The sequence below is a fragment of the Streptomyces sp. HmicA12 genome, assembly GCF_000373565.1.
In the GTDB taxonomy this organism is placed as follows: domain Bacteria; phylum Actinomycetota; class Actinomycetes; order Streptomycetales; family Streptomycetaceae; genus Streptomyces.
In genome coordinates this window covers 352,282-363,334 of record NZ_KB891820.1, presented here as the reverse complement: position 1 = coordinate 363,334, position 11,053 = coordinate 352,282, and the positions used below count along the sequence as shown (strand labels likewise).

Below are 11,053 nucleotides of genomic sequence, written 5' to 3'. Positions count from 1 at the left end.
TGCTACGCCTCCGCGGTGCCCGGTGCGGCCAGCGTGGCCACCCGCTCCACACCGAACGCGTAGCCCTGTACACCGCATCCGGCGATCACGCCGTTCGCGCGGTGCGACACGTAGGAGTGGTGTCGGAACTCCTCGCGCTGGTGGATGTTGGAGATGTGGACCTCGATCACCGGCATGCCGTCGCAGGTGTTGAGCGCGTCCAGGATGGCCACCGAGGTGTGCGAGTAGGCGGCGGGGTTGATGACGATGCCGACGTGGTTCTCCCGCGCCTCGTGGATCCAGTCGACGAGTTCGCCCTCGTGGTTGGACTGCCGGAAGTCCACGGTGGCGCCGTTCGCCGAGGCCGTCTTCACGCAGAGCGCCTCGACGTCGGCGAGGGTGTCGTGGCCGTAGATCTCCGGCTGCCGCTTGCCGAGCAGATTCAGGTTCGGGCCGTTGAGAACCATGATCGGGGCGCTGGCGAGAGTGTGCGGCACTGGGACCTCCGTACGTCGGGCGGTTGCTCCCTGAGGGTCTATCACGGGCCCTTCAGGCGGTGAGCACCTGCCTCTCGGCCTCCGCCTCGCGCCGCTTCCGGGGACGGCGTCGGGGTGGTGGCGCAGGGTCCCGTCACGGCGTGACGGCGAGTTCCACGTATGCGGCGAGGATCACCAGGTGCACGCCGCCCTGGAGCGGTGTCGCCCGTCCGGGGACGACGGTCAGGGTGCTGACCACCATGGTCAGCGCGAGCAGCACCATGTGGGTGGCGCCGAGTCCGAGGACCAGCGGACCCGACAGCCAGATCGAGGCGATGGCGACGGCCGGCACGGTCAGGCCGATGCTCGCCATCGCCGAACCGAGCGCCAGGTTGAGGCTGGTCTGCACGCGGTCGCGGCGGGCCGCGCGCAGCGCCGCGATGGTCTCCGGCAGCAGCACGAGCAGCGCGATGATCACTCCGACCACGGCCTGCGGCATGCCCGCGGCCTCGACACCGTGCTCGATCGTCTTGGAGACGCCCTTGGCGAGTCCGACGACGCCGATCAGGGCGAGTCCGAGGAGGCCCAGGCTGATCAGCGCGGTGCGGGTGGTCGGCGCTTCGGCGTGGTCGTCGGCGTCGATGACCTCGCCCTGTCTGGTGATCGGCAGGAAGTAGTCACGGTGGCGCACGGTCTGCGTCGCGACGAAGAGTCCGTACAGGACGACCGCGGCGACGGCCGAGAAGATCAGCTGCGACGTGGAGAACTCCGGCCCGAGCTTGCTCGTGGTGAACGTCGGCAGGACCAGACAGAGCGTCGCGAGGGTGGCGACGGTGGCGAGGGCGCCGCCGGTGCCCTCCGACTGGAAGATCGCCACCCTGTGCCGCATGGAGGCCGCCAGGAGGCTGATGCCGACGATGCCGTTGCAGGTGATCATGACGGCGGCGAAGACCGTGTCCCGGGCGAGCGTCGAACTCTTGGCCCCGCCGTCGGCCATCAGGGTGACGATGAGGGCCACCTCGATGACCGTGACGGCTACGGCCAGCACGAGTGAGCCGAAGGGTTCGCCGACGCGGTGGGCGACGACCTCCGCGTGATGGACCGCCGAGAGGACGGCTCCCGCGAGGACGACGGAGACGACGGCGACCAGGACTCCTGGCAGGTCGCGCCCCCAGGTGCACCCGAGCAGCACGACCGCCAGCACCGGGACGAGGACGGTCCACTGTGTGGCCAGGGCCCGGAGTCTGGTGATCATGCCTTCGATGGTGCCCGGGGCAGTACGGGGGCGCGACCCGGGTCAGCGGCTGCTCGCGCGCCGCGTCTCAGATCACTTCAGATCACTTCAGCTCGCGCGAGTCCTTCAGGTCGCAGTTGGTGAAGGCCAGCTGCCGCGTGCACAGGGCCGAGAGCTGTTCGTTGAGCTTGGCGACCTCGGGGTGTTCGTTGCTGCGCATGGCATCGTCGTACGACTCGAACTCGATGATCGCGAGGTAGCGTCCCGACTTCTCCCGGTCCTGGAGCAGGATGCGGTGCGTGGGACCGCCGGATGTGCCCTGCATCTGCCGCTCGAACCGGTCGAGCAGGTCCTGCATCTCGTTGTACCGCTGGGTCTCGAAGTCGATGATCTGGACGAACTTCTGGCTCATGGGGACCTCCCCCGTCGTGCCGTCGCGCCCCGGGCCGGAACGCGCTCACGGCACAAGCAAGCACCGGGCGGAGCACGCGGCAATCGGCCGCGCACCCCACCCGGTGCTGGTAATTCCTACGCCGTGTGGCGTCAGGCCTCGATGCTGTCCTTCTGAGCGCCTTCGGCCGCTTCTCGCTCGGCCTGCTTCTTGGAGGCGATCAGGCTGGTGATCGTCGTGATCACCAGGACACCGCAGATGACGGCGAGCGAGACCGGGATGGAGATCTCCGGTACGTGCACGCCGGACTCGTGCAGGGCGTGCAGGATCAGCTTCACGCCGATGAAACCGAGGATCACCGACAGGCCGTAGCTGAGGTGGACCAGCTTCTTGAGCAGGCCGCCGATGAGGAAGTACAGCTGACGCAGCCCCATCAGGGCGAACGCGTTGGCCGTGAAGACGATGTACGGGTCCTGAGTGAGGCCGAAGATCGCCGGGATCGAGTCCATCGCGAACAGCACGTCGGTCATGCCGATGGCGAGCATGACGACCAGGAGCGGCGTCATGACCTTCTTGCCGTGCTGCTGGATGAAGAGCTTCGTGCCGTGGTAGCGGTCCGCGACGCCGAACTTCTTCTCGATCGACTTCAGGACGCGGTTCTCCTCGAAGTCCTCTTCCTCCTCGTCCGCCAGCGCCTCCTTGATGAGTTTCCAGGCGGTGTAGATGAGGAAGGCACCGAAGAGGTAGAAGACCCACGAGAAGCTCGAGATGATCGCGGCGCCCGCCGCGATGAAGATCGCCCGCAGCACGAGGGCGATGAGCACACCGAACAGCAGCACACGCTGCTGAAGGTGGGTCGGCACCGAGAACTTCGCCATGATGAGGATGAAGACGAAGAGGTTGTCGACGCTCAGCGACTTCTCGGTGATGAAGCCGGCGAAGAACTCACCGCCGGACTGGGCGCTGCCCCAGATCGTCACGCCGATGCCGAACAGCACGGCGAGCACGATCCAGACGACCGTCCATATGCCGGCTTCCTTGATCGACACGTCATGGGGCTTGCGCCCGATGAAGAAGTCGACCGCGATCAGGGCGCACAGACCAAGAATGGTCAGCACCCACAGAGTCATTGAAACGTCCACTGCGCCTCCGGCGTCGTACGGCTACTGATCAGCGTCGTCGCTGCCGGAGGTCTCTTCCACCCGAGCGCCGAACGGCGCCACGGGCCGACGCCCCGGGATCGACGGCCATCGGGCCGGTCGTCCGTATTGACGGGTACGTCGCGCATGGGAGTACTCCCCTCCGCGTCAAGAAGAGTACTCGAAAGTCCCATGAAAGGTAAAGGTTTAGGTAAAGAGGTCACCAAGCGCGCAGGTCAAAGGCCTCTTTCCTTACGGGCCCTCGCCACCTCCGCGAGGACCGCACGCAGCACCGCGCTGCCGTGCGGGATGCCCGGTGGCTCGTACGTCCAGGCGTGCCCCACCCAGGGGTCGGCCAGGTGGTCGTCGGGGACCGGCGTCAGGCGCAGCAGGGCGCGCCACAGCGGGTCGAGGAGCGGACCGTACTCGGTTGCGTCCGCGCGGTCGGCGACCAGCATCAGATGGACCCCGACCTGCGGGCCCTCGTCCGCGAGGTAGCGGAGCCTGGTGACGGACCGGTCGTCGAAGCCGTGCGGGAAGTCGTGCACGATCAGCAGCTGCTCGGCGACGTCCAGATCGGGCGGCAGGGAGTCGGCGGCGCCCGCGCGGATCGCCATCTGGACGAGGTCGACGCGCTCGGTGAGCCGGGTCAGGGTCTCGGTGACCCCCGCCGCTCCCCTGGCCGGTGGGCTCGCGAGCACCCCGGCGTCGACGAGCGGGGCCAGTGCGCCCGCCGCCGTGCCGGCCGGGTCGATGACGTGCACGCTGAACTCGCCCGCCGGATAAGAGGCGAGCAGTCGCGCCGCATGGACGACCGCGGTGTGCGCGGCACGGGCCCGCAGTTCGTCGGCGTCGGTGAGCGCGTCGCCGGAGGAGGCGCCCGCGTCGATCCACAGGCCGCGCTCCGGCGGCAGCCGGACGAGCATCGGGATGCGCAGGCCCGCGCTGTCGCTCTCCGGCAGTCTCAGGTCGCCCAGGCGGACGGCCATGGGGATCTCCATCGGGCTGCGGTACGCGTGCCAGCACGGGTTGTCCCAGCCGGCGTACGGCGCCGGGAGCGCGGGCTCGACGACCTCGGACTCGGCGACGAGCTGGGCCAGGTCCCGGTCGAGGGCCTCGCGGGCCCGGTCCACGAGGGCTCCGTGCTTGGCGCGGGCCGCCTCGCGCGCGGCGTCGCCCTGGCCGCCGATGCGGCTGCGCGGGTCGGACAGGACCTGATCGAGCTCCTGTTCCATGCGGGAGTCGGCGAAGTCCACGGCGCTGCGGTACGCGGCCGTGGTCCGGGCCAGGTCCTCGAACATGCCCCACACCTGGTTGTAGAGCCGCTCCTCCATGGACCAGCCGGTGGCGTCACCGGCGACGGGTGCGGCCGGCCGGTCGGGCTCGGCGGGCTGCGCGGTGGGCGGGGGCGGTGGTGCCTGGCGGCGGGGGTGCGTGTAGTCGACGGGGCCGCCGGTTCCCGTGCCGGGAGGCGCGGGGGCGGTGGACGGCGAGCCGCTCGCCGCGTGTCCGGCCGTGGCGGTCGCGCGGATCTGCGTCGTCGCGTCCGACGTGCGCGGCGGCGGTGCCACCGCGCGGGCCTGCCCCTGGGCCACGGCGTCATGGATGCTGCCCGCCAGCCCCTGTGCGTCCGGCAGGCCTTGGTCGGCGAGGAGCGCGGCGAGACCGTCGGCGTAGCCCTGGCCGATGGCGCGCACCTTCCAGGCGCCCTGCCTGCGGTACAGCTCCAGGGCGACGACGGCCGACTCCGTGTCGAGGTCGGTGACGGTGTAGCTGGCCTGCTCGGCGCCGTCGAGGCCGGTGACCGCGAGGAACGGGGCGGCCACCGCGCCGAAGCGGGCCGGGCCGCCCGCGCCGACGGGCAGGGCGAGCAGCACCGTCACGCGGTGCACGTCCTGCGGCAGCGCGTCCAGGTCGACGGCGAGGCGGTGGTCGGCCGCCGCCTGGCGCGGGACTTCGAGGCCCGGCAGCGCGGGCGCACCCGGGTGGGCGACGCGCTCGGTGCCGTGCACGGTGCCCCGGTCGTCGGCGAGCGTGGCGCCCGCGACGACCGGATGGCCGGCCGACACCCGGATCTCGAGACGGGTCTGGGTGAGGGGGTGGTTCTGGCCCCTCACCAGTTCGGCCGCCATCGTCGGCCCGCTACAGGCCGGGCAGGATGGAGGGCATCAGGTCCTGGAACGTGCGGCCGTTGGCCGGCGTGCCCAGGGCCGTCATCTTCCAGCCCGCGCCGTCTCGGTGGACCTTGGCCATGATCTGTGCCGTGTACTGGCCGCCGCCGTCGAGCGTGTAGCGCGCCAGCTCCTCGCCGTTCGTCTCGTCGACCAGGCGGCAGAACGCGTTCTGCACTTCTTGGAAGGTCTGGCCCGTGAACGAGTTGACCGTGAAGACGATCTGGTCGATGTGGACCGGGACGCGCGCGAGGTCGACGAGGATCGCCTCGTCGTCGCCGCCCTGGCCGGCGCCGCCGACCAGGTTGTCACCGGTGTGCCGCACCGAGCCGTCGTCGCTGACGAGGTGGCGGAAGAAGACCACGTCCACCGGCTGCTTGTCGGCGAAGAGGACCGCGGACGCGTCGAGGTCGATCTCCCGCGTGCGGGTGCCGAACAGGCCGCGCCGGGGAGCCGCCTGCCAGCCGAGGCCCATGCGCACGGCGGTGAGGGTGCCTCCGCCCTTCTTCTCGAGGCTGATGGCCTGCCCCTTGTTCAAGCTGATGCCCACGCGCTTGTCCCCTCTCGTGCCGTCCCCTGTTGCCGCGGCGCATGCGCGGTTGGTCAAACCCTAGAGGGCGGCACTGACAGCACCGCCACCGCGGGCGGGATTTTGTGGCGGTCTTGCAACACACCCACGTCACCCCGCCCGTCGTGGCGGGTCAGGCCAGACCCGCCTCCTTCATCTGGCGGAGCTCCTTCTTCATCTCGGACACCTCGTCGCGCAGACGTGCCGCGATCTCGAACTGGAGGTTCGCGGCGGCGGCCCGCATCCGGTCGGTCAGCTCCTCGATCTGCTCGGAGAGTTCGGCAGCGGGGCGGTCGGTCGGGACGGTCGGCTCGGCCTTGCCGCGCTTCTTCTTGGTTCCCTCCGCCTTGCCGAGCGAGGGCACGGGGGCCTTGGCACCCTTTCCGTCCTTGCCGCCCTTGCGGTAACCGCTGCCGAGCAGCTCCTCCGTGTCGACGTCCTCGCGCGCGATGGACGCCACGATGTCGTTGATCTTCTTGCGGAGCGGCTGCGGGTCGATGCCGTGCGCCTCGTTGTACGCGACCTGCTTCTCACGGCGGCGGTTCGTCTCGTCGATGGCCCTCTCCATCGCCGGGGTGATCTTGTCCGCGTACATGTGGACCTGGCCCGACACGTTACGAGCCGCACGGCCGATGGTCTGGATCAGGGACGTGCCGGAGCGCAGGAAGCCCTCCTTGTCGGCGTCGAGGATCGCCACCAGGGAGACCTCGGGCAGGTCAAGACCCTCACGCAGCAGGTTGATGCCGACCAGGACGTCGTACTCGCCGGCGCGCAGTTCGCGGAGCAGTTCCACGCGGCGCAGGGTGTCGACGTCGCTGTGCAGGTAGCGCACCTGGATGCCGAGTTCGAGGAAGTAGTCCGTGAGGTCCTCGGCCATCTTCTTGGTCAGCGTGGTGACCAGGACGCGCTCGTCCTTCTCGGTGCGTGTACGGATCTCGTGCACCAGGTCGTCGATCTGCCCCTCGGTGGGCTTGACCACGACCTCCGGGTCGACGAGGCCGGTGGGGCGGATGATCTGCTCCACGTAGCCGTCCGCGCGTGAGAGTTCGTAGTTCCCGGGGGTCGCCGACAGGTAGACGGTCTGGCCGATGCGCTCCTGGAACTCCTCCCACTTGAGCGGGCGGTTGTCGAGCGCGGACGGCAGCCGGAATCCGTGGTCGACCAAGGTGCGCTTGCGGGAGGCGTCGCCCTCGTACATGGCGCCGATCTGCGGCACGGTGACGTGCGACTCGTCGATGACGAGCAGGAAGTCGTCCGGGAAGTAGTCGAGCAGCGTGTTCGGCGGGGAGCCGGGCTCGCGGCCGTCGAAGTGCATCGAGTAGTTCTCCACGCCGGAGCAGGAGCCGATCTGGCGGAGCATCTCGAGGTCGTACGTGGTGCGCATGCGCAGGCGCTGGGCCTCCAGCATCTTGCCCTGCTTCTCCAGCGTGGACAGGCGCTCGCCGAGCTCCTTCTCGATGTCGTTCGCCGCGCGCTCCAGGCGCTCGGGGCCCGCCACGTAGTGCGTCGCCGGGAAGATGTAGAGCGATTCGTCGTCGCTGATGACCTCGCCGGTGAGCGGGTGCAGCGTGGACAGCGACTCGATCTCGTCGCCGAACATCTCGATGCGGACCGCGAGCTCTTCGTAGACGGGGAAGATCTCGATGGTGTCGCCGCGGACCCGGAAGGTGCCGCGCTGGAAGGCCAGGTCGTTGCGCGTGTACTGGATGTCGACGAAGCGGCGCAGCAGGTCGTCCCGGTCGATCTCGTCGCCGACCTTCAGGGGGACCATGCGGTCCACGTACTCCTGCGGCGTACCGAGGCCGTAGATGCAGGAGACGGATGCGACCACGACGACGTCGCGCCGCGTCAGCAGCGAGTTCGTCGCGGAGTGGCGCAGGCGCTCCACCTCTTCGTTGATCGAGGAGTCCTTCTCGATGTACGTGTCCGACTGCGGGACGTACGCCTCGGGTTGGTAGTAGTCGTAGTACGAGACGAAGTACTCGACCGCGTTGTTCGGCAGCAGCTCGCGGAATTCGTTGGCCAGCTGGGCGGCCAGCGTCTTGTTCGGCGCCATCACCAGGGTGGGGCGCTGGAGCTTCTCGATCATCCACGCCGTGGTGGCGGACTTGCCGGTGCCGGTCGCGCCGAGCAGGACGACGTCCTTCTCACCTGCTGTGACGCGCTTCTCCAGCTCGGCGATGGCCGCAGGCTGGTCACCGCTGGGCTGGTACGGGCTGACGACCTCGAAAGGCGCCACCGTGCGTTCGATCTTGGATACGGGCCGCATGGAATCCACCGTACGACCCACCACTGACAACCGGGCCACAACCGGTCTCGGGACCGGCCGTCACCAGCCCTGCGGGGTGCGCCGCTCCTGCTGCCTGCCGGAGGCACGGCGCGGGCGGGGGACGCGGGGAGCCGTGGCGCCCCGGTGGTCCGCGGCCTCCTGGGCGTCGCGCCAGTCGGGGCGGCCCATGACCATCAGCGGGTCGAACATCACGACCACGCCGGCCAGGAGGAGGAAGCAGAGGGGCCCGATCATCATGGGCGCGAGAATGGTGGTGGCCGTGTCCCCTCCGGGGTTGCCGGTGACCGAGCCCTGTACGTGGACCCTGACGCCCGCCATCGCCATGTAGTGCATGCCGGAGACGGCGAGTCCCATCACGAGGCTCGCGCCGAGGCTCCAGAGGAAGCCGCGCACCTGTACGGCAGCCCACAGCGCGGCGGTGGCGGCAGCCATGGCGATCACCACGGAGGCGGCCACGGTGAGGGTGTTGTACTGGATCGTCCCGTGAAGGCGCATTCCGGCCATTCCCAGGTAGTGCATCGACGCGACGCCCAGGCCGGTGATGGTGCCTCCGGTGAACAGTGCGGTGCCGGTCGCTCCCTTGTAGCCGACGATGAAGACGCCGACGCCGACCATGACGATGGCGACCCCGAGACTCGCGAAGGTCGTCGCCAGGTCGTAGTGGATCGGTATGCCCTTGACCGTGAAGCCCATCATCGCGATGAAGTGCATCGTCCAGATGCCGGAGCCGATGGCCGCCGAGCCGAGCGCGAGCCAGCCGACCCGCCAGCTGTGGGCCACCAGGAGGGATCTTGTGGTGCAGCGCAGCCCCAGGGCGCCCCCCAGGCAGGCCATGAGATACGCCACCACCGGAGTGACGAGCCCGTAACTGAAGCCGTCGACCGTGCCCTGCATGTGTCGCAGCCCTTCCACCCTGTTGTGCCCTGAGATGTCCTGCTCGTGCCCCCGCCGAGGACCACCGAAGTGGCCGCGGTTGAGCCTGAGATTAAAGCTCACACGGGAACGCTCGAACGATTTTCCGGTAAAGAATCCCGGCATCCGACCCGGGGGGTGGTCGCAGTTGGGTAACTCCGTTCAACCTCTGACCATCCTTCGCCTGTTTTCTGTTGGCTCCAGGCTGTCACGCTCGTGCGGTCCGTGATCTCACGACGCATGAGGAGCAGACGTGTACGCACGCGCAGCAGCCGCACTGGCCTCAGTGACCGGTTCCGTCGTCATCGGAGTGGTGGCCCTGCCCACCGCAGCTCAGGCCGCCACCGAGCACGCCGGACACGGTGACCCCGTGATCGTCGCGCACCGCGGTGCTTCCGCCTACACCCCCGAGAACACGCTCGAAGCCGTCGACAAGGCGGACGACCTCGGTTTCGACTGGGTCGAGAACGATGTGCAGCGCACCAAGGACGGCGCCCTCGTCATCCTCCACGACACCACGCTGACGCGGACCACGAACGTCGAGGAGCTCTTCCCCGACCGCGCCCCGTGGAACGTGCGGGACTTCACCGCCGCGGAGATCGCCAAGCTGGACGCGGGCAGTTGGAAGGGCGCCGAGTTCACCGGCGCGCGGATCCCGACGTTGCACCAGTACCTGGAGCGGGTCGAGCACAACCACCAGAAGCTGCTCATGGAGATCAAGTCACCCGAGCTGTATCCGGGCATCGAGGACCAGATCCTGCGGCAGCTGGGCCGGGACGGCTGGCTGAAGAGGGGGCACATCAAGCACCGGCTGGTCATCCAGAGCTTCAGCGCGGACAGTGTGCGGACCGTGCACGAGCGGCGGCCCGACATCACGACCGGTTTCCTGGGCACCCCGGCCGTGGCCGACCTGCCCGCGTACGCGACGTTCTCCGACCAGATCAACCCGTCCCACACGACGATCGACGCGGGCTACGTCGACGCGGTGCACGCGCTCAAGGGGCCGCACGGCAAGCCGCTCGAGGTCTACACATGGACCGTCAACGACGCCGCGAGCACCCGGCGCGCGGCCGGACTCGGCGTCGACGGGATCATCACCAACGCCCCGGACGTGGTGCGCGAGGCCCTGGACGACTGACGGCCGGCCGGGCGTTGTCAGTGCCCGGCCGTACCGTGGTCGGCATGGACGCCACTGGGCAGAACGAGCAGGGCACGGCCGCGCCGCAGCGTGTCGTGTGGGCCGTCGTGGGCAGCGACATCGGGCCGCTGCTGCTCGCCGCGACGCGGGACGGTCTGGTGAGCGTGGTCTTCCACGCCACCGAAGCGGTGCGGGACAAGGCGCTCGACCGGCTCGGCTCCCGTTTCGGGGCCGAGCCGGTCGAGGCGCCGGAGTCGCCGTTGCTCGCCGAGGCGATACGGCAGCTGGCGGACTACTTCGCCGGGCGGCGCCGCGACTTCGAGCTGCCTCTCGACTGGTCGCTGATCACCGGGTTCAACCGGGAGGTGCTGCGCGAGCTGGCGGCCGGGGTGTCGTACGGCGCGGTCGTGGGGTACGGGGATCTGGCGCGGCGGGTCGGGCAGCCGGGTGCCGCGCAGGCCGTGGGGGCGGCGATGGGGGCGAATCCGCTGCCGGTCGTGGTGCCGTGCCATCGGGTGGTGGAGCGCGATGGCGGCATCGGGGGGTTCGGGGGCGGCCTCGAGACGAAGCGGAAGTTGCTCGCGCTGGAAGGGGTGTTGCCCGAGCCGCTGTTCTGAGAGGGTCCCTGAGCTGCGGTATCGCTTCGTCGGGGTGGGGGTTGTGTGGTGGGTGCGGAGAGTGGGTGGCTCGATCGCCTCAAGGGCTCGTCCTCGATCGACGCAGGGGCCGGGGGCGCCGAGTCGGCTGTAGGTGCC

The 11,053-nt window shown here is 69.4% G+C and carries 10 protein-coding genes; 2 read left to right on the top strand and 8 right to left on the bottom strand.

Annotated elements, in window-relative coordinates; translation table 11 throughout:
- Positions 1-2: 2 nt before the first annotated feature.
- The 8 genes from aroQ to B072_RS0127930 form a co-directional block, all read right to left on the bottom strand.
- Entirely contained in the window at positions 3-476 is a 474-nt protein-coding gene (gene aroQ / locus B072_RS0127965; RefSeq protein WP_018533264.1) for a type II 3-dehydroquinate dehydratase, read from the bottom strand.
- Between the two features lie 133 nt (positions 477-609).
- Positions 610-1,710, bottom strand: a complete 1,101-nt coding sequence (locus tag B072_RS0127960; RefSeq protein ID WP_018533263.1) for a calcium:proton antiporter — start codon at positions 1,708-1,710, stop codon at positions 610-612.
- 82 nt (positions 1,711-1,792) lie between these two features.
- The gene (locus B072_RS0127955) at positions 1,793-2,101 is read right to left on the bottom strand and encodes a hypothetical protein (protein ID WP_018533262.1); all 309 of its coding nucleotides are present in this window, start codon (positions 2,099-2,101) and stop codon (positions 1,793-1,795) included.
- Positions 2,102-2,232: 131 nt separating this feature from the next.
- Entirely contained in the window at positions 2,233-3,222 is a 990-nt protein-coding gene (locus B072_RS0127950) for a TerC family protein (protein WP_026246374.1), read from the bottom strand.
- 233 nt (positions 3,223-3,455) lie between these two features.
- Complete coding sequence (locus B072_RS0127945; protein WP_018533260.1) at positions 3,456-5,351, bottom strand: TerD family protein; 1,896 nt, start codon at positions 5,349-5,351, stop codon at positions 3,456-3,458.
- A gap of 10 nt (positions 5,352-5,361) precedes the next feature.
- Positions 5,362-5,940, bottom strand: coding sequence for a TerD family protein (locus tag B072_RS0127940; protein ID WP_018533259.1), 579 nt, complete (start codon positions 5,938-5,940; stop codon positions 5,362-5,364).
- 151 nt (positions 5,941-6,091) lie between these two features.
- Positions 6,092-8,227: an excinuclease ABC subunit UvrB gene (uvrB, locus tag B072_RS0127935; RefSeq protein ID WP_018533258.1), complete on the bottom strand. Its 2,136-nt coding sequence runs from the start codon at positions 8,225-8,227 to the stop codon at positions 6,092-6,094.
- 60 nt (positions 8,228-8,287) lie between these two features.
- Positions 8,288-9,142 carry an MHYT domain-containing protein gene (locus B072_RS0127930; protein ID WP_018533257.1) on the bottom strand — a complete coding sequence of 285 codons (855 nt, stop codon included), beginning with the start codon at positions 9,140-9,142 and terminating at the stop codon, positions 8,288-8,290.
- Between the two features lie 271 nt (positions 9,143-9,413).
- Here B072_RS0127930 and B072_RS0127925 point away from each other — a divergent pair, with 271 nt between their 5' ends.
- Positions 9,414-10,298 carry a glycerophosphodiester phosphodiesterase family protein gene (locus tag B072_RS0127925; RefSeq protein WP_026246373.1) on the top strand — a complete coding sequence of 295 codons (885 nt, stop codon included), beginning with the start codon at positions 9,414-9,416 and terminating at the stop codon, positions 10,296-10,298.
- Positions 10,299-10,342: 44 nt separating this feature from the next.
- Positions 10,343-10,915: a methylated-DNA--[protein]-cysteine S-methyltransferase gene (locus tag B072_RS0127920; RefSeq protein WP_026246372.1), complete on the top strand. Its 573-nt coding sequence runs from the start codon at positions 10,343-10,345 to the stop codon at positions 10,913-10,915.
- The last annotated feature ends 138 nt before the right edge of the window (positions 10,916-11,053 follow it).